Annotated in this window: 18 protein-coding genes; 3 read left to right on the top strand and 15 right to left on the bottom strand. The window is 51.5% G+C overall.

Translation table 11 applies throughout. The annotated features are described in order from the left end of the window. The first annotated feature begins 49 nt into the window (after positions 1-49). Positions 50-1,075, top strand: a complete 1,026-nt coding sequence (locus WG929_RS08955) for a site-specific integrase (RefSeq protein WP_369857992.1) — start codon at positions 50-52, stop codon at positions 1,073-1,075. A gap of 16 nt (positions 1,076-1,091) precedes the next feature. On the opposite strand, the gene WG929_RS08950 is transcribed toward WG929_RS08955, so the two are convergent. From WG929_RS08950 to WG929_RS08915, 8 genes are all read right to left on the bottom strand, one after another. Further along, positions 1,092-1,418 carry a YnfA family protein gene (locus WG929_RS08950; RefSeq protein WP_369857993.1) on the bottom strand — a complete coding sequence of 109 codons (327 nt, stop codon included), beginning with the start codon at positions 1,416-1,418 and terminating at the stop codon, positions 1,092-1,094. A 14-nt stretch (positions 1,419-1,432) separates the two neighbouring features. After that, entirely contained in the window at positions 1,433-2,332 is a 900-nt protein-coding gene (locus WG929_RS08945; protein ID WP_416205762.1) for a cation diffusion facilitator family transporter, read from the bottom strand. 49 nt (positions 2,333-2,381) lie between these two features. Next, positions 2,382-2,705, bottom strand: coding sequence for a P-II family nitrogen regulator (locus WG929_RS08940; RefSeq protein WP_416205761.1), 324 nt, complete (start codon positions 2,703-2,705; stop codon positions 2,382-2,384). A 77-nt stretch (positions 2,706-2,782) separates the two neighbouring features. Beyond that, complete coding sequence (locus WG929_RS08935; RefSeq protein ID WP_369857996.1) at positions 2,783-5,923, bottom strand: efflux RND transporter permease subunit; 3,141 nt, start codon at positions 5,921-5,923, stop codon at positions 2,783-2,785. An 83-nt stretch (positions 5,924-6,006) separates the two neighbouring features. Continuing rightward, the gene (locus tag WG929_RS08930) at positions 6,007-6,948 is read right to left on the bottom strand and encodes an efflux RND transporter periplasmic adaptor subunit (RefSeq protein WP_369857997.1); all 942 of its coding nucleotides are present in this window, start codon (positions 6,946-6,948) and stop codon (positions 6,007-6,009) included. After that, on the bottom strand, positions 6,945-8,285 hold the full coding sequence (locus tag WG929_RS08925) for a TolC family protein (RefSeq protein WP_416205760.1): 1,341 nt from the start codon (positions 8,283-8,285) through the stop codon (positions 6,945-6,947). Before WG929_RS08925 ends, WG929_RS08930 begins: the two co-directional genes overlap by 4 nt. 83 nt (positions 8,286-8,368) lie before the next feature. Beyond that, positions 8,369-8,716 carry a hypothetical protein gene (locus WG929_RS08920; RefSeq protein WP_188740396.1) on the bottom strand — a complete coding sequence of 116 codons (348 nt, stop codon included), beginning with the start codon at positions 8,714-8,716 and terminating at the stop codon, positions 8,369-8,371. A 195-nt stretch (positions 8,717-8,911) separates the two neighbouring features. Next, positions 8,912-9,811, bottom strand: coding sequence for a cation efflux transmembrane domain-containing protein (locus WG929_RS08915; RefSeq protein ID WP_011711494.1), 900 nt, complete (start codon positions 9,809-9,811; stop codon positions 8,912-8,914). 77 nt (positions 9,812-9,888) lie between these two features. Between WG929_RS08915 and cadR the strand changes: the two genes are divergently transcribed. Beyond that, positions 9,889-10,296, top strand: coding sequence for a Cd(II)/Pb(II)-responsive transcriptional regulator (cadR, locus tag WG929_RS08910; RefSeq protein WP_025265560.1), 408 nt, complete (start codon positions 9,889-9,891; stop codon positions 10,294-10,296). Here the strand turns inward: cadR and WG929_RS08905 are convergent. The 6 genes from WG929_RS08905 to WG929_RS08880 all read right to left on the bottom strand — a co-directional run bounded on the left by WG929_RS08905 (position 10,274) and on the right by WG929_RS08880 (position 15,106). Then, positions 10,274-12,262, bottom strand: coding sequence for a cytochrome c/FTR1 family iron permease (locus WG929_RS08905; RefSeq protein WP_416205759.1), 1,989 nt, complete (start codon positions 12,260-12,262; stop codon positions 10,274-10,276). The genes cadR and WG929_RS08905 overlap by 23 nt on opposite strands. Positions 12,263-12,492: 230 nt before the next feature. Then, positions 12,493-12,726, bottom strand: a complete 234-nt coding sequence (locus tag WG929_RS08900; protein ID WP_081758368.1) for a GDCCVxC domain-containing (seleno)protein — start codon at positions 12,724-12,726, stop codon at positions 12,493-12,495. Continuing rightward, positions 12,726-13,013 (bottom strand): mercury resistance system periplasmic binding protein MerP, encoded by a 288-nt coding sequence (gene merP, locus WG929_RS08895; protein WP_188740393.1) that lies wholly within the window; start codon positions 13,011-13,013, stop codon positions 12,726-12,728. Before merP ends, WG929_RS08900 begins: the two co-directional genes overlap by 1 nt. Positions 13,014-13,030: 17 nt before the next feature. After that, complete coding sequence (locus WG929_RS08890; protein WP_140907625.1) at positions 13,031-13,390, bottom strand: mercuric transporter MerT family protein; 360 nt, start codon at positions 13,388-13,390, stop codon at positions 13,031-13,033. A gap of 76 nt (positions 13,391-13,466) precedes the next feature. Next, a complete protein-coding gene (merR, locus tag WG929_RS08885) occupies positions 13,467-13,871 on the bottom strand; it encodes a mercury resistance transcriptional regulator MerR (RefSeq protein ID WP_408033940.1) in 405 nt (134 codons plus the stop codon). Continuing rightward, on the bottom strand, positions 13,868-15,106 hold the full coding sequence (locus WG929_RS08880) for an ATP-binding protein (RefSeq protein ID WP_416205758.1): 1,239 nt from the start codon (positions 15,104-15,106) through the stop codon (positions 13,868-13,870). The genes merR and WG929_RS08880 overlap by 4 nt, the downstream gene beginning before the upstream one ends. Before the next feature lie 249 nt (positions 15,107-15,355). Between WG929_RS08880 and WG929_RS08875 the strand changes: the two genes are divergently transcribed. Further along, a complete protein-coding gene (locus WG929_RS08875) occupies positions 15,356-18,343 on the top strand; it encodes a Tn3 family transposase (protein ID WP_369858001.1) in 2,988 nt (995 codons plus the stop codon). A 10-nt stretch (positions 18,344-18,353) separates the two neighbouring features. Here WG929_RS08875 and WG929_RS08870 read toward each other — a convergent pair whose 3' ends face one another. Beyond that, entirely contained in the window at positions 18,354-19,265 is a 912-nt protein-coding gene (locus WG929_RS08870; protein ID WP_369858002.1) for a tyrosine-type recombinase/integrase, read from the bottom strand. Positions 19,266-19,463: the final 198 nt, after the last annotated feature.

Here is a 19,463-nt window from a genome sequence, read left to right as displayed (position 1 = left end):
ACACCGGTACATAGCTGCCTTTTCAGCGACGCCGAGAGGAGACCTATTCATGAACAGCAAATCGCCAAAAATGGTCACTGAACCGTCATTACGTAATGAACATTCGAGACTGGTTGCACGCCAGGAAGCCGAGTCATTGCAGCAATACCTCCAGGCAGCCACATCCGACAACACCCGCAGAGCCTATCGGTCGGCCATCCGGCAGTTTGAAAAATGGGGTGGTCGCCTTCCGACGGTTCGGGACACCGTGGTGCGCTACCTGCTGGCCCGAGCCGAATCACTCAATCCGCGGACCCTGGATCTGCACCTCACTGCGATCAGCCAGTGGCACCATTATCAGGGACTGGGTGATCCTGTTCGCGATCCTCTGGTGCGTAAGACCATGGATGGCATCCGTCGCACCCACGGGAAGCCCAAACGCAAAGCCAAGGCGCTGCGCCTGGAACACATTGCGCTGATGTTGAAGCATCTACAGCAACTACCAGACAGCAAGAAGAAGTATCGGGATGTCGCACTGGTGCTAACGGGCTTTTTCGGGGCCTTTCGTCGCAGCGAACTGGTCGCAATAAAAGCCAATGACTTGGTGTGGGAGCCGGAAGGCTTGATTATTCGGCTGCCCCGTTCCAAGACCGATCAACAAGGGGCCGGCTTAGTGCGAGCATTACCTTTCGGTGCGCCAGGCTGCTGTCCTGCTACGGCCATGAAGAACTGGATAGAATTGGCTGATATCAATGAAGGTCCGGTTTTTCGCCCCATTAACCGTTGGGATGAGGTTCAACCCAAAGCACTGAATCCCGGTGGCATTAATGAATTACTCAAGACACTGGGCAACGCCTGTCAGTTCGATTTCGTACCGGATTTGAGCAGCCATAGCTTTCGGCGAGGTCTCTCTACATCGGCAGCCCGAGAGCGAGTCGATTTTGAGCTGATCAAAAAACAAGGTGGGTGGAAAAGCGATGCCACCGTCTGGGAATATATCGAGGAAGGACAACAACTCAGCAATAACGCTTCTGTAGTACTCATGGAGAAAATGAGTTTGCTGCTGAACGCTGAATCCCTAAAAAAGGGAAAGTAAATCCGCAGGATCGACATCATTTTGGTGCAAACATGATAATGCCCATCCCTGCCAGGGTGACGGTCACGCCAACAAAATCCCACAGATGCGGGCGAATCCCATCCACACCCCACAACCACAGTATGGCCACCGACACATAGACGCCGCCATAGGCCGCATAAACCCGCCCCGCGGCGATCGGATGAAGAGACAGCAACCAGACAAACAGCACCAGGCTGAGCGCTGCCGGCAGCAGAACCCATGCGGATGCCGATTTCTTCAGCCAGAGGTATGGAAGATAACAGCCGACTATTTCCGCTATAGCGGTGATGATGAACAAACCGAGCGTGTAGAGGATGGACATACGAAGTTCTCTTGTTAATGCGGGTCCATTTGGCTGGACACGGGTTGATCCCGGCAAGCTTCTTCTGCCAGCTCGATCTCAATGGTGGTGTGAGCCAGATCGTAGGTTTCCAGGGCTGACTGGAGGGTGGCCTTGAGCTGTGCGTATCTCGCCAGATCTTGCGTCAGCACGGCTTTGACATGAGCTGTCAGTACGTGGTGCTCTCCATCGAGGGACCAGAGGTGCAAATGGTGTACGTCGTCGATTTCCTTGAGTGACATCAGGGACGCACGAACGCTCTCCAGCAAATCTGGTTCCGGCACTGCCTGAAAAAACAACCGCCCTGTTGCCCAGAGATTACGCAGTACATTGATCAGAATAAACAAGGTGAAGCCGATCGACAGCAGTGGATCGAGAATGGGCCAGTCCATAAATTGCATGACCATCGCCACAATCAGCACAGCCACCCAACCCAGCACGTCTTCCAGCAAATGCCAGTTGAGTACTTTTTCGTTCAAGGTTTTTCCCTGGCTAAGGCGATAGGCGGCGTAGCCATTCACCGCCACGCCCATCACGGCAAGGGCCAACATGCCTTCGGTATGTGGCATGACGGGGTCTGCCAAGCGGGGAATGGCCGTGACCAGTACCCAGACCGATCCCGCGATTAACACTAGACCATTAATCAGGGCACCGAACAGCGACAACCGCTGATAGCCGTAGGTGTACTCAGGATTGGCGGATTTCCGGCCCAGGCGGTTCAGCAGCCAGGCGCTGCCAATGGACAGGCTGTCGCCCAGATCGTGCACCGCATCGGCCATGATGGCGGTGCTATTGGTCAACCAGCCACCAACGAATTCGATAACGGTAAAAATCAGGTTTAACCAAAAAGCCAGGCCCATTCGCTTGGAGCTATCATCGTGCGAATGTTGATGCATACGTTATTTCTCCAGTCGATGATTGGCCTGGCGTTGGGTCGCTAAACGATTAATGGTCCTCAGCACCACCGATCGGCAAAGCTTGTTCAACCGGACTGACGTAGACCCAACCAGATATGTTAGATTCGATTTTCCCGGCTTTGCGTATGATGGCGGTCACCTCATCCACCTGATTGTCATCACAGACCAGTGATAATTGGACTTCTGAAATAACCACACCAGCTTCTGACGAATAGGCCAACTCCTGCTCGCCTAAGGGCTTTAAAGTCCCCTTGATATCGAGTATTGATAGGTTTTTGTAACCTGCGTCACGCAGTGCGTCGATGACATCGGCGGATCGAACGTGGTGGATAAAGGCGGTAATTTGTTTCATGTAAATACTCCAAAAAAATTCGCTATTACTGTTAGATGGATCGCGGCAAGAGGATACTTGCCGCGATCCAGCGGGTATTACTCAGCGATCGGTTCGCCATTGTTATCAATCGCTTTTGGCCTTCGCCAAGCCAATCGATACAGACCGGGGAGCACCAATAACGTAAGTAACGTGGAAGAGATAATGCCGCCGATAACCACCGTGGCCAGTGGCCTCTGGACTTCGGCTCCGGTGCTGGTATTAAGTGCCATCGGCAGAAAGCCTAATGCGGCCACCAGAGCGACCATCAATATGGGCCGCAATCTCAACATGGCGCCGCCCAGAATCGCCTGCTCGACGGATTCACCACGATTGAGTTCATCCCGAAAGGCCGACACCATCATGACCCCGGTCAGTACCGATACACCACATAAGGTAATAAACCCAACACCTGCGGTAATCGAGAGGGGAATATCCCGTAACCACAAAGCGATAACGCCACCGGTTAGCGCTAGCGGCACACCACTAAAGACCAACGCCGCATCTTTTGCCGAACCGAAGGTCATCATCAATAGCGCAAAGATCATAACCAGTGTCACCGGCACCAGCAGGCTGAGACGTTGGGACGCCGATTGCAATTGCTCAAAGGTGCCGCCGTACTCCAGCCAATAGCCAGGTGGCAATTTCACTTGTTGCGCCACTTTGTCCTGAACTTCGGCCACAAAGCCACCCAAATCACGACCGCGAACATTGGCACTGACTACCAGTCGACGCTTGCCGTTTTCACGAGAGATCTGATTCGGTCCGGGGGCCAGCGTGAGACTAGCCACTTCGCGCAGCGGCACGTAGCCGCCATCTGGCAGCGGTATCGGCAAACGCTCCAACGCGCGCAAGTCGCCCCTGACGCGCTCGGCCACCCGCACCACTATCGAGAAACGTTGATCGCCCTCAAAGATCAGGCCGGCTTCTTCACCACCGGTGGCGGCGGCCACCACGTCCTGTACATCGGCAACGTTCAGGCCATAGCGATACATGGCTGAACGATCCGCATTGATGGACAGAATAGGCAAGCCGGACACCTGCTCGACCTTAACCCCTTCGGCACCCTCGATACCGTTTAAAACTGCCGCGATTTCGCCGCCCGATTTAAGCAACTGTTCCAGGTTATCGCCAAACACTTTGATCCCGAGGTCTGATCGCACGCCCGAAATCAATTCATTGAAGCGAAGTTGGATAGGCTGACTGATTTCAAATGCATTACCCGGCAATAATGATAACTTCTCACCGATTTCCTCCAGCAACTGCGCTTTGGTTTTGTCAGGGTCAGGCCATTCACTGTGATCCTTGAGCATCACATAGCCATCGGAAATGTTCGGCCCCATGGGATCGCTGGCGACTTCGGCCGTGCCGACGCGCGCGAAGTAGGTTTTAACTTCAGGGATTTCCAGAACTGCCTTTTCCAGACGAAATTGCATATCCAGGGATTGAGTGAGACTGGTACCCGGTATCCGTAGCGCCTGGATGGCAATATCCCCCTCATCCAGATTCGGGATAAATTCCGTACCCATCCGCGTTGCCAGTGCGCCGACCAAAACCACAAAGATCAGTGCCGCAGTCAGTACGAGCACGCGAAACTTGAGCGCCCAGGTCAATACGGGAGCGTAAAACCGCTTGGAATGACGAACAATAAAATTGTCTTTTTCCTCAATATGCCCCGTCATAAACAAAGCCACAGCGGCTGGGACGAAGGTGAGTGACAAGACCAATGCGGATAACAAGGCCATGATTACCGCCATGGCCATGGGCGTAAACATTTTGCCTTCCACGCCGGTTAACGCCAGGATGGGTAAGTTCACCAGAATCACTACCAATACACTGATCAAACTCGGTGTAAATACCTCGCGGGTGGCCGCAAACACCGTTTGAAAACGTTCGTCCAGCTTTAAGGTGCGCCCAAGATGGTGCTGGCGTCCGGCCAGGCGCAAAATGCAGTTTTCGACAATGATCACCGCGCCATCCACAATCAAGCCAAAATCGAGCGCACCTAAACTCATCAGATTGGCGCTGACCTTGGTTTGCACCATGCCTGTCATCAACATTAACATGGATAAAGGGATCACCATTGCGGTGAGCAAGGCCGCCCGGACGTTGCCCAGCATGACCAGGAGCACGACAACAACCAATATCGCGCCTTCGGCCAGGTTGGCTTGTACCGTGGCAATGGTTTTATCGACCAGCACCGTACGGTTATAAACCGGCTCGGCAATCACGCCTTCAGGCAGCGTTTTATTGATCTCCAGTAACTTGGCCGACACCGCCTGGGAAACCGTCCGGCTGTTGCCGCCCAGCAGCATAACGGCGGTACCCAGTACTGTCTCCTCACCGTCGAGTGTCGCAGCACCGGTGCGAAGTTCCTTACCAAATCCAACCTCGGCCACGTCAGCCACGGTTATGGGTAGGCCGTCACGACGGGCGACGATGATTTTTTCGATCGCCGGGATGTCAGCTACCTGTCCGGGGGCACGAATCAGGTATTGTTCGCCATTTTTTTCGATATATCCGGCACCGATGTTGGCGTTGTTTTTCTCCAATGCCGCCACCAGATCGTCGAAGCTGAGCTGGTAGGCCAGCAGCTTTGCAGGCTCAGGGGTAATGTGGAACTGCTTTTCGAAACCGCCAATGGTATTGACTTCGGTGACGCCAGGAACCAGACGCAACTGGGGACGGATCACCCAATCCTGCAAGGTGCGTAAGGCCGTTGCATCATAGAGCTCACCGTTTTCTTGCAAGGCGCCCGGTTTTGCATGCACCGCATAGTGAAAGATTTCACCAAGGCCTGTGGCAACAGGCCCCATTACCGGCTCAATCCCGGAAGGCATCTCGCTTTTCGCCTGCTGTAAACGCTCATTGATGAGATTGCGAGCAAAATAGATGTCAGTGCCTTTTTCAAATACTACGGTCACTTGAGACAGAGCATAACGTGATATCGAACGGGTGCTCTCCACATAGGGTAACCCCGTGATCGCCAGTTCCACCAGATAGGTAATGCGTTGCTCCACTTCCAGCGGTGAATAACCGGGAGCTTCGGTATTGATTTGCACCTGGACGTTGGTGATATCGGGTACCGCGTCAATCGGCAAGTTTTGATAATTCCAAACACCTACGGCGCCAACCACCAAGACCAGAAACATCACCAGCCAGCGGCGTGCAATGGAAAATTGGATCAGTTTATCGATCATGCTGAACTCCTAATTTTGGTTCGTATGACCGGCTAGAGTTCTGACGGTATTTCGGCGCTGTAAGCCCCGCTAATTGCCATTGATTAATGTCCATGTTCAGCATCCTCCTTACCCAGCTCCGATTTCAGAATAAAGCTGTTTTTGCTGACATACACTTCATCTGCGGACAGACCTGCCACCACTTCGGTTAGCTCACCGTCGGTTCGCCCCAAAGTCACTGTACGTGGTTCAAAACCTTCCTCACCCCGAACAAAAACGACAGGATTATCCTCGACGATTTGCAAGGCTTCGTTGCGGATCACCATTGGAGCGGCTATTTCGGCGCGGGTGATTTGCGCGTTGACAAAGAGACCGGGTTTCCAAATGCCATTCGGGTTGTCGATCAAAGCGCGCGCCATAATGGCCTGATTACCAGTTTGGCCAAGCGGCGCAATATAGATGATTTTTCCCTCTGCGATTTGGGTCGAATCGAGACTGAGAATGCGAACCCGCTGGCCTAATTCAACCTGAGCAACATCCTTGGGAAAAACCGACAGCTCCACCCAAACCGTTGAAAAATCCTGTACTACCAACAACGGGATATCCGTAGTGTGCTCGCCAGCGTTTGCATTACGCTGGGTAACGGCACCATTGAGTGCGGATACTATCGAATAGGTTTTCAGACTTTCATTCGCTTCCACAGTCACCAGGGTTTCGCCTTTGCGAACCGGATCACCAACACTTTTTTTAACTTCCCGAATAACGCCGTCGAAGCGTGCCGTTACCGACTGTACACGCTCTGCGTTGGTGGCGACGACGCCATATACTGGCAAAACATCGCGGATGGTGCCCGAAGTCGCGGTTACCAGGGTAATGCCTGAATGTTGGATCTGCTCCTGGGTCAGTTCAATATGACCTTCTTCGCCGTGCTCTGCTTCCTCCCCATGACCTGTTTCGGCAAGTGCTTGCCCGGATAGCAGCGCAATCGCGAAGCAACTGAACAGAAGATGGATGATAGATTTGTTAACGTGGTTTTTTGATTTCATTGTTCTGATCCTGAAAATGTGTCGTCTTCGCCATACAGAGTCAAGGCCAGGGGCTCTGCTGTTAGCTGCTCAATTTCTGCGCCATAGGTTAAGGCGGCTGCGGCCGCTTCGATCTGGGTGCGCCTGGCGCTCAATAATTCCTGCCGCGCGCTGACATAGTCGAGATACCCGTAGCGACCGCGTTGATAGGCCGCCTGAGTGTCTATCAGGGCCTGCTCAAGGGCGGGAATGATGGCAGTGTGCAGTGTCTCTACCGCGACAATGGCTTGTTTGCGGTTGTGATAGGCGCGGAACAGCTGGGTGTGTAAATCCAGCAGCATTACGTCGCGCTCTGCCAACACCTGATTTTTCTCGGCCAGCGCGATCGAAACGGCGCCAGCATTTCGCTTACCGGAAAACAACGGCATGCTGAAACCCGCTACCAACGCGGTATCATCGGTTTCCTGCAAGCGACGAACACCCACCGACCAGCTGATATCGGCACTGGATTGGGTTTGAGCAAGGCGTATTTCCGCTTCTTTGAGGCGGGACTCTGCTGCGAATATTTCTATCGCAGGATTTTTTTCAACTTTGGCGTACAACATGTCGAATGCCACGTCCTCGCCAAACTGGAATAGATCACCTTCCACCTTGTTAAAGTCCGGCGAGGTTACCCCCCACAATGCAGACAACGACACTTTCAAATAAGCGAGCCGTTGCTGCTCCGAAAGCAAAGCGAGCTTGGCTTGCTCGGCAGCAGCCTGTGCCCGTTTGACCTCCGCCTCGGGTGTCGCCCCCGCCGTAGCCCGCTTTTTCACAATGTGTAAGCTCTCGTCTGCCAATTGAGCGGCCTCAGCAGCCAGGGTGACCTGCTCCTGTGCGGCCAGCACATCGACATAGCGACGGGTGACTTCGCCCAATAAGGCCAGGGATTCCACCTGTCGGCTGGCATTGAGCACCGACCGACTGTGGGATACCACGCCTTGCCGTGCCGCGCGCTTATCCCCCATTTCGATGACCGAAGACAGCGCAATGGTGAGTTCAGCACCACCTGCGCCGCTGAAGTCCCCAGTGCCCCCGACATTTTCAGCGTCAAATCCCAGCTCATACGCCGGTCTTAACCCGGCTGTTTCGGCCTGCCCTTGAAGGGCTGCATAGCGGTAGGGAAAAACTTTTAAAGACGGGTTTTGCGACAAGGCGCGCTGCACTGCATTGGTCAGCGTGATCGTTGAGTCCCCAGGTGCGGCGTTAAGCCCCGACGAAGAAATAAAAAATAATAAACTGAACAGAATGCAGCGGCTTTTGATATTCCGCCGACCCGTAGCGCCAGAACCCGGCGCAGTACGTATTGATAGCATATGGTAGATCCTACTTATTTAAGATAATTCAAACCGCGCGTTGCAGCGATAACGGCAACACAGAAAAAACTTAATCGGTAAAATCAGGCGATTGGAGGGCGGTACAGCGACGAGGATGGGGCCTCGGGAATGAGGGCTTGATAGTTGTTATGCAACGAATGTTTATGCAAAAAGTTTGAGTGAGTCAGGTTACCGGATAAATAGACATGGCAATGGCAGCCATGGTGATGGCAATGAAACAGATCGTCAGGCGCGGTATTTTGATCTGCAGGATCAATAACGGTCGAGCTATCCAGCATTGCCGATGATGAGCCATCGGAGGAATAAGGGGCTGTATCCGAATAATCAAGGGGATGCACGTCAGCCATAGCTGTCACTGATTGCAGTGCAATCAAGACTAACAGCAGATAAGACAGTGCTTTTCGACTCATAAACCGAATATAACCCCAATGAAATGGAATAACCTGCAAAGCATACCGCCTTTGATTGCGGAGTCAATCAAAGATTGTCCCGGCGCCTTTCGTTTACCTGTTATCCGCCTGTCAAAGCGAGCCAGGTCGAGGATCTTTATTATTGGCGGTGTATCAATAAGACGATTGCTTGTTGTTCATATTGTGCGCGGTGTCTCAGGACTTAAGTTGCAAGATGCGGCGCGCGCCATTCAACACAATCAAACCGATGATAAGGCCAATCACCAAGTCTGGATAACGTGAGCCCGTCCAGGCCACCAATCCACCGGCAAGGATCACCCCTAGATTGGCAATCACGTCATTGGCGGAGAAAATCCAGCTGGCTTTCATATGGGCGCCGCTATCCCGGCTTTTGGCAATCAACAGCAGACAGGTCACATTGGCCGCCAAGGCAACAAGCCCGAAGCTCATCATCAAAGTGGAAACCGGTTCACTACCCAATACTAATCGCCTTACCACCTCGCCCAAAGCGCCCAAGGCGAGAATGATCTGAAGCCAACCGGAAAAATGGGCTGCACGCAACTTCATCCGCACACTGTGCCCTACGGCATACAGCGCCACGCCGTAGACGGCGGCATCAGCGAACATATCCAGGGAGTCCGCAATCAAACCAGTGGATTGCGCCCACCAGCCGACAGTAATTTCAATGACAAACATGATGCCATTGATTGCCAGTAGCCACTTGAGAATGCCAGCTTCTCTTTCTGCCTCCTGTTTTGCAGACGCCTGCGCACGGGCGATGGACTCGCTGGCGACGGGCATTGTACTGACAAGTCTCGCGCCCAGACCGACTGATTGCATTCTTTTTTTAATAAGGTCAGCGTTATCACCATGGTAGACACTCACCTTGCGCTTGGGGGTATCGAATTCCAATGTGACTTTAGGATGCACACTGTCCAACGCCATACGGATCATGCCTTCCTCTGAAGGACAGTCCATCTTGGGGACATGATACTCACTAACAAAGCCGCCATGAGAAGCGTCGTGTACTTCGGCAATTTGGGGAGTGTTCTCCGTCGCGTTATTTTGGCAATTGCCACCGCATGTGGTCGTCATAAAAAACCCTTGTTCTATCCAAGGTGGGCAGTTTAAACTCTATAGTTACTATAGAGTCAAGCACAGAGATTGAATAAATGAAGATTGGCGAGCTGGCAAAAAAGACGGATTGCTCGGTGCAAACTATCCGTTACTATGAAAAAGAACAGTTGCTGTGCACGACACAGCGTAGTGACGGCAATTTTCGACTTTACGATGAAGCTGCTGTCGAACAGCTGCTATTTATCAAGCTCTGCCGTAACCTGGATCTCAGTTTGTCCGAGATCCGCCAGCTACTCACATTAAAACGCTCACCGGGTGCGCAATGTGATCAAGTCAATCGCATGATGGATACGCACATTCAACAAGTGGAAACGCGCATTCAGGAGCTGGTTCAGCTGCGCGAGCATTTGAAAGTACTTCGCCGCAGCTGCTCCAGTGAAAGGACGATCGAACAGTGCGGCATCTTGCAAACGTTAACCACTAATCAGCATCAGAAGCGGTAACACTTACGCGCTTGAAATCGGACGCCTGTGTTATCGGCTGTGATGTTGCGCGTTTTGATTTGGATAGTATTAAAAATACCAGGTAAACCAGAAGTACCGAAAGTTGCGCAAGCACGCCTTGCCAGGTGGATTTGACGCCAATCCAGTCAATCTCAAAACTCACAGGTAATGACGTCATACCGATGATGGCCGCCTCCTGTAATGCCGACACAGCTTTGCCCATCAGGACAAATGCCAGCGCTAGCAGCAAGTAGGTGGTGGCTGAAAAGAATTTGGCGATCGGCAGCTTGACGGAAAAGCGAATCAACACCCACGCCAATATGGCTAACAGCAACAAACCGAGCGCAAAGCCACCACCAACAGAAGAATATTGGGTTGATACCGCCTGCGTTAACAGCGATTGATAAAATAATACGGTTTCAAACACCTCCCGGTAAACCGCCACAAAGGCCAACGCCACCAGTCCCCACAAGGTGCCAGACTTAAGTTGGGTATCGACATGTTGCTGAATGTAGGCTTGCCATTGTGCAGCCTGGGTTTTGCTATGCATCCAGATCCCAACATAGAGCAGTACCAACGCGGCCAATAAAGCGGCAATTCCCTCCATGATTTCACGATTGGCGCCACTGATCGTGATCAACGATTGAGCGGCGATCCAGGTGGCACCACCGGCAAGTAATGCCGCAATCCAGCCTATGTGGACATATTTAAGCGCATCCCGACGCCCGGTTCTTATCAAAACCGTCGTTAAGGCAATGATAACCAGCAATGCCTCCAGGCCTTCGCGCAACAATATGACCAGACTAGCAGTGAATAAGGTTCCTTCGGACAAGGTGGACTCTGATAACAAACGTTGTGCGTCATCCAACAAATGCCGCGTCTCCGCCATTAGCGCACCCAATTCTCCGTTTACGTCGGGGCGGCTGGTCAATTGTCGTAGTGCCATCATGTTGGACTCGATGGATTGGCGCAGTGCTTTGTCATGCGCATCGAGGCTGTTTTCAATCAGTTCAAAACCGTCCAGATAAGCACTGACGGCGAGTTCACTTGCGGTTGAAAAATCTCCCTTCTGATGCGCTTTTTGGGCGGCTTGAAGTCGATTCCATGTGATTGCCAAGGGATCTTGGGATGCCTTGAATAATGCAGAGGGGTTAGCGCGTAAACTCTCCAAAGCTTGTAGGGTTATATCAGGGCGTGCTGCTGCCAGTTGCAGTGGGTTGTGATTAATCAGCTGTAGTTTGGTAATATTCAAATCATTGTGAGTAGGTTCGCTGGATTGAAAAGCGAGTCCACCGACATAGAATGCCATTGACCAACGCTCTTGCTCCGTTAGTTGTTGAAAAGATGGCATGGCGGTGTCGTCAATGCCATTGGTAATGGCGTCGTATAAACCCAAAATTGATCGATTTAATGCCCGCTCTTTATCGGTAAAGTCCGTGGGTGCGGGATCGAGTTGTGCTACCAGCACTCCGTCACCTTGACCAGATACTCCATGGCAAGATCCGCAGTTAGTCTCAAATACCGGCCGGATTTTTTCTTGAGGTAATATCCGTTCCGGCAGGGATAAATGTGGCATCAATCCCAACAATGTGCCGCGTAGGCTGGCACTCATTTGACGGATCTCATCAACACCTTTCTTATCATGGATGGCCCTCTGCAATGCCATTGCTTGCACTGCGAGTGACTCTGCATCAGCAGTGGCGGCCAGCGAGCTCTTGCTAACAATCAGTTGTGAAAACTCCACCATCTCCTGATATTCATTGTCATTAATTACCTGACCGTTTTTCACCGCTTCGGCATAATCAACGCCTATGTATTCAGCGAGCTGTGCCAGTTGCCGGAGTTGAGTAACGTTGTCTGGGATCTCAGCTTCATTCGCCCCGGCAGATAGAGAAAGTGGCAGCATCAGAAATATGATGGCATGAAGGGTGGCTCGTTTCAGGCGTTGCAATCTGCAATCAAACATCTCGGTGTTCTCTTATTCATGAATCGCTAATGTTTATTGATCGCAATTGTAAACCCTATAGCCGCTATAGAGTCAAGAGAAGTAAAAATTACAGTCGGTTGGAAACCGTTTTGATAGAGAGGCCTTACCAAGGCTCGCTCCTTTATCTTACAGAGATCATTGAAGGTGGATTGATACTGGAAAATCATCGACTTAACCGGGTGAGTGACATGCAGATTTGCGAGGTCCACTTAACCGCCGCAACAGGTTCCTGTGTCTTTATTGCCCTGTGACAACTGTATCGGCGGGCATGGTACCGAGCCATAGGAACAGTAGACACAGCAGTCACCGAGCTTCGGCTTCAATAAAACATGGCACTGCTCACACTCGTAGAACCACTGACACGCGTCGGTGGGCATGGATTCTGTTTTTTTATGGCCGCATTCGGGACAAGTCAGCTCGGACTGCAAAATCACCTCTGACATCATGGTGTTTCCTTTTTTACAATAGTTGACGGATAACCGGCATTGGTGGTCGCTTCGACCAATCTGTCAGCGTTGGTCAGAGAATCCTCAAAGGTCACTACGGCTTGCTTATGCTCATAACTGACCTCGGCTTCTATCACGCCTTGGACCCTGGTCAGCGCCTTTTTAGCCGTGATCGGGCACATGGCACAATTCATGGTTGGCAGATCCAGCGTGATGGTTTGTGGCTTGGCCCAGGCCGAGAAGCTGGCGATGGTGAATACGAGACCGAGAATGATTTTCTGCATGGTTAGCTCCAGGGTGTTCATGCGAACAGAGGAATCCAGTGGGTACTGGTAACAAGAACCAGCGCGACGATTACCGCGATCCAGAAAACTATTTGCCGCCGTTTCCGAGTATGCGGCACAGCGCAGGCGGTTCCCGGTTCACAGGCCTCGACCGGTCGATGTATCTGCCAGCCCGCCCAACCGAACAACAGCATAACCAGCATGACGAATACGGGACGGTAGGGCTCCAGCAGGGTCAAATTACCAATCCAGGCCCCGCTGATACCTAGTGACAAGAGCAGGAAAGGCCCAATACAACACAGGCTCGCGCCGATGGCAGCGGTAATGCCACCGATGATAGGCAGCCTTGTGTTGGTGAATCTCTCTTTTCCCGGCATCGCCGACTCCACTTTATTGATCTGATGAAATCAGTGTAAATGCCGTACCAAAGTACGGAGTCAAGCCCAATGCCTTTTATTGACGAGGATCAGGTTGGAGGGATTCAACAATAGGACAAGCCGCATTATCAGGATTGGTCCGACACTTTGTGACGAGTTCTTCCAACACCTGTTCCAGGCGGTGTAGATCGTTAATTTTTTCACGCACGCTGGCCAGCTTTGCTTCGGCCAGCTCCTGGATTTCCGAGCAATGCGACTCGCCCAATGACAGCAGGTTGTTGATCTCCTCCAGCGTAAAACCCAGTTCCTGGGCGCGTTTGATGAATAAAATCCGAGCCAAGGTTGCGTTTGGGTAGGTACGGTATCCCTCTGCGGGTTTGGGTGGTTGACGGATCAAACCACGGCGTTCGTAGTAGCGGATGGTTTCGACGTTGACACCTGCTGTCTTGGCCAGCTGGCCAATGGTGTGGTTCTCGTTCATGACCAGAGCGCTCCCAGCGGGACAGCATAGAGATTGTCACCAAAGGCCGTCGTATGATCGCCATCGTAGAGCAGGACACCGATTTTGAAGCGCCCACCGGCCACACTTTGAAAACGTTTCAAACCGGTAAAATCCTTCGCGCTCAAGGTTGCCGCCGCTTTGACTTCAATGGCAAAACAATCGCCCATGGCGTTTTCAATGATCACATCCACCTCCACCTTGTCCTTGTCGCGGTAGTGGTAGAAGTTCAACGGTTCCTCGATCCACACCGCTTGTTTGCGCAATTCGTTGTAGACGAAGGATTCCAGCACCATCCCAAAATCACCTGGCTGTTTCAGCAGACGCTCCCGATTGAGGCCCCGCACGGCGCACATCATGCCGGTATCGACCGAGTGCAGTTTGGGTGTCTTCACCAGGCGTTTGTATTCGTTGGAATGCCAGGCCGGTAGTTGTTCCACCAGAAACAACTGCTCCAGTAAGGCCATGTACTTTTTGATGGTCAGCCGATCCAAGCCCAGTTTGCCACCCAACTCTGTCAAATTAACCAGCTTGCCGGCATAGAACGCGGTGAGCTTGAGCAACTTGGCCATGAGATCCGGGTGATCGATGTGGGTCAGATCGCGGATATCCCGTTGGGTCAAGGTGCTCAGATACTGTTGATACCAGGCTTGACAACGCCGCTCGCTGGTCCGTTGTAAAGGCTCTGGAAAGCAACCGGTCACCAAGCGATGGAGCAGATGCTCCCGCACACGGATGTCCTGGGTGGTGGGTGCCTTCTGATCCAGCAGTTTGGCCAGAAAGCCCGCTTGCCGACCCTGGATTTCGCACTCCGAAAGCGTCATCAGGCGTATCGATTCCATCCGGCCTGCCAGGGAATCCGATAACCGGGGCAACAACAAAGCATTGGCGGAGCCCGTCAATAGAAACCGGCCGGGTGTGCGCTGTTCGTCCACGGCCTGCTTGATGGAGACAAACAGCTCGGGAAGACGTTGTATTTCGTCCAGTGCAATCCTGGTAGGTGGCAGATTGCGGATAAATCCAACGGGATCAGCCCGGGCGATCTCAAATTGGGCCTGATCATCCAGGGTGATAAAGGTCCAGTTGTCAGCACCGGTTTCCGTGATCAGTGTTTTCACCAGGGTGGTTTTACCGGCTTGGCGAGGGCCCATGATGAACACCACCGGCGTATCACTCAGCGCTTCTTTGACATTGTGTTCAGAATAACGAGGATACATGAATGGGATTCCGCCTAATTGATGGTTGAAAAACGTCTATTAGGTATTTTAATATCGTCCATTCGTTATTACAATAGCGTCTAATTGCTAAAAGACTGCCATGCGGTTAGCGCTTATCGAAAATTCTAATAGAAACGAGCTATAGAAATTGTCGGCGAAACTGAACACCAGGAATCCCAATGACCGCTAAAAACCTGTTAGCCAGACTGCGTCATCCGTTGATGCCACTATCAGCGGAAATTTAAGTCGATGGTCGCCATCTATCAGACAGCCTATCCACGGATCAAATCAGATATCACAGAAGACGAGTTGGGGGATATTTACACACCCACAACGGAAGATCAGCAATGGGCTTTGCGTCACTGTAGACGGTCAAGTGCCTCTTTTTTGGGATTGCTGGTTCAGTTGAAGACGACACAACGTTTGGGCCGATTCGTTGGTCTTGGTGAAGTTCCCAAGCCGATCATCGCGCACATCAAAAACCAGTGTCGTTCGCGGGTGACACTGAAGGATCTCCAAACTTATTACACATCGGGCGCGAAGGATCGCCATGTAAAACTGATTCGACGCCATCTCAATATCAAAGCCTACGATGCGGCCAAGACCTCTGCACTGGCGCAGACTTGGGCACTGGAAGCAGCGACCACCAAGGAGGCATTACCGGACATCATCAATGTCACTCTGGAATATTTGGTCAAAGAGCGATACGAGCTGCCGGCGTTTAGCGTGCTTGAGCGGATTTGCCAAACCGCTAGATCTGAAGTCAACACCCGGTATTACGATCAATTGTGTGGCTTTTTAGAGTCTGAAAGTCGCCAATGCATCAACGATATTCTTCGATCCAGCACAGGACTGAATGGTTTTGGTTGGAGCACGCTGAAAAATGAACCCAAACGCCCGACCCCTCGCAATATCCATTCGTATATCCAATACTTGGAATGGTTGACGTCCTTGCAGACACTTTTGCCCACGGATTTGGGATTGCCGCCAGTTAAACACCAGCAGTTTATCAACGAGGCCAAGGCCCTGGATTACGCCGAATTGATGAAACTAAAGCTGAACAAGCGACTCGCACTCGTCATCGTTTTAATCCGGCACCAATACGCACAAACACTGGATAACGCCGCCGATATTTTTATCAAGTTGCTGTTAAAAATGGATCGCTCGGCGCAGAAGCTGTTGGAGAAGTACCTTGCAGACCATCAAAAGCAAACCGATCATTTGATTTCTGTGTTGTCTGGGACGGTCAAGGTGTATCTGGATAAACCCGATTCGGTGGCAGCTTTTGATCCGATACTGGGAAAGAACAGTGATCAGCTAATGCAAATGTGCGAACAATATATGGCATTCGCAGGTAACAACTATTTGCCGTTTATGGTTCAACTCTATAAAAAGCAACGATCGACCTTGTTTCGTACGATTGAAATACTCAACCTGGCATCGGCCACGGAAGACAAGGACTTGCTCAATGCGTTCCAGTTTATTTTGAAGCACAAAAAGCGTCGCACGGAGTTCCTGTCAATTCAATGCGATCCGAGCGATCCATCTTCCAGAAATGTCATTAATATTCGCTGGATTCGCGAAAGCTGGTGGAAATTAGTCACGGGAAAATCAACCAAATCAGCACAGGTGACGGAGGTTAATAAAACCTGTTTTGAGCTGTGTGTGTTTGAACGGATCGCTGAAGAACTGAGTACCGGTGACTTGTTCATTCCCTACAGTGAAACCTTCGATGATTACCGGGAGCAGATGATCACCTGGGAAGAATACGAAGCGCAGTTGCCTACCTATTGCGAGGAGGTAGGGCTCGTCGCCGGTGATACTGAATTTACAACAACGCTGAAGGAGTCCATGGAAACGAGCTGCCGGAAAGCTGACAGCCAATTCCCGGAGGACGAACTGGTTCGTATTGAAAACGGGACTCTGATTATCGGTAAACCAAAGCCTGATCAACCCTTACCAGAAATCGAAGAAATTGGAGCGCTTTTGCGCGATCGGTTGGACAAAATCAACCTGCTTGATGTGATTATTAACGTCGAAAAGTGGCTGAACCTGAATAAACATTTTGGCCCGTTGTCGGGCTTCGAATCACGTATCAGCGACCCGGAGTTACGTTTTGTCCTGACCGTGTTTTGTTACGGTACCAACATTGGTCCCACAGAAACCGTGCGATCTGTGCAGGGTGTTTCCCGCAAGCAAGTCGCCTGGCTTAACTTAAAGCGCACCACGGAAGCCCGTCTCGATAAAGCGATTGCGAAGATCAATAACGAGTACAAAAAATACCGGCTCATTGAGTGTTGGGGATCAGGCAATAGTGTGTCCGCTGATGGCAAGCTCTGGGATCTCTACGAAGATAATTTGCTATCGGAATACCATATTCGTTACGGCAGCTATGGCGGCATTGCCTATTACCACGTCTCAGATACCTACATTGCGTTGTTCAGCCGGTTTATTCCCTGTGGTGTTTATGAGGCTATTTATATCCTGGACGGTCTACTCAACGACGAATCTGACTTTAATCCGGACACCGTTCACGGGGATACACAAGCGCAATCTACACCGGTGTTTGGTCTGGCGTACCTGCTGGGCATCAAGCTTATGCCGCGCATCCGAAATATTAAAGATCTCAGTTTCTACAAGCCTGACCGCGCTATGGCTCTCGATCATATTCAGTCCTTATTCAAAGAGCCAATCAAGTGGGATCTCATTGAAAAGCACTATGCGGATATGATGCGAACGGCCATGTCGGTCAAAGCCGGGAAAATCACCGCATCGACAATCCTGCGTCGGTTCGGCACAAAGAACCGGAAAAACAAGCTGTACTTTGCGTTCCGTGAACTCGGGCGCGTGGTCAGAACCATGTTTTTGCTGGAATACATTACCGACGTTGATCTGCGCAAAACAATCCAGGCAGCGACCTGTAAGAGCGAAGAGTTCAATGAGTTTGCCCGGTGGTTGTTTTTTGCTAATGGCGGGAAAATTCCTGCAAACTTGAGACACGAACAAAGCAAAATCGTTAAATACAATCATTTGCTGGCCAACTTCGCGATCTTATACAACGTAAACGCGATGACCGAAGTGTTCAATCAATTGAAGTCGGAAGGGTACAATATTACCCGCGACATTATGGCCGAATTCTCACCGTATCATACCGAGCATTTGGGGCGGCTAGGAAGTTTTGAGCTGGATCTAACCAAGCAGGTTAAGCCCATGACTTTTGAACTGCTGGTTGATTAATCCATAATATTCAATAGGTTAGGCTAGAAGTGGCTAAATTCAACGCTTTTACCGGCCGGACCTCTACATTCTCTCTGGCTGCAGAGGTCGATAACCCGCGCCGGAAACTGTGCCCACTGAGCTCTGCGGCAAAATCAAACTGACAGCGTTGCCCCAGCTTTTTAAGCAACTCATTAACCGATGCCGGATTAAGTGCTCCTGGCTGCAACTGCCCCCAGCGGTTGATGGCCCGAAACACAGGGCCGGACTGGATGCCACTGACAGCCAGCCACCGGCGTAGTGATCGAACCGGGCAGCAGCTGTCAGGCCCGAAGGGGATTGCCCGGTATAGGCCGCGACCTTGCTGATCGGTTTTTGACCTGGGCAACGCAACAACCAACCCCTCCGGCTCCCATTGAAGATCTTCAACCCGAATGGCGACCAACTCGCTGCGCCTGAAGGCACCAAAAAAACCGGTCAGCACCAAGGCAGCGTCTCTGGCTGGTGTCAGTGGCTCCGGCTGTTGATCCAACCATCGGATCATCTTGGCAATATGCTCCAGGCGCAAGGCATGGGCTTTCTGTTGTGGCTTGCCATGGGTGCGGCGAATGCCAGTCATTGTTTTTCTAATCAGTGGATCATGGGTTGGATCGGCAACGCCTTGATGTAAATGCCACTGGCTAATAGCGGTTAAATGTAAGTTCAGCGTTCGTGGATTCAATGTTTGTGCTCGTGCCAACAGATACTGAATAACGGCATCCTTGCTGGCTGGCAAGCGGCCGCCCCATTTTTCAAATTGGCGAACAGCGGAGCGGTAAGCTTTTCGTGTGTTGTCAGACGTTGCCTGAGACAGGTATTGCTGCAAGGTCTCTTGATTCGTCAGCGCCAATAGTTTCTGGCCAGAGGTGGGCAGGGCTGGACTACTGATCGGGGGCTTGCTCATGAATTATCGTCTCCGCAACGAAGTCTGAGTTGGCGTGGTATTGCTGCCCGTGTAACGCAGCCATCACTGCGGTTAGACAACAGAGCCTAAGGCGCTTTTACGTCTTTAACCTACGATAACATTGATTATCATTGGTTAGATAATGAAATTCAAGCAACATTGAAAAGAGGAAATATAATGTTATATTACGTGTTATGG

Source organism: Oceanobacter antarcticus (genome assembly GCF_044962685.1).
Lineage (GTDB): Bacteria > Pseudomonadota > Gammaproteobacteria > Pseudomonadales > Oceanobacteraceae > Oceanobacter > Oceanobacter antarcticus.
This window is presented reverse-complemented; position numbering and strand designations above follow the sequence as displayed.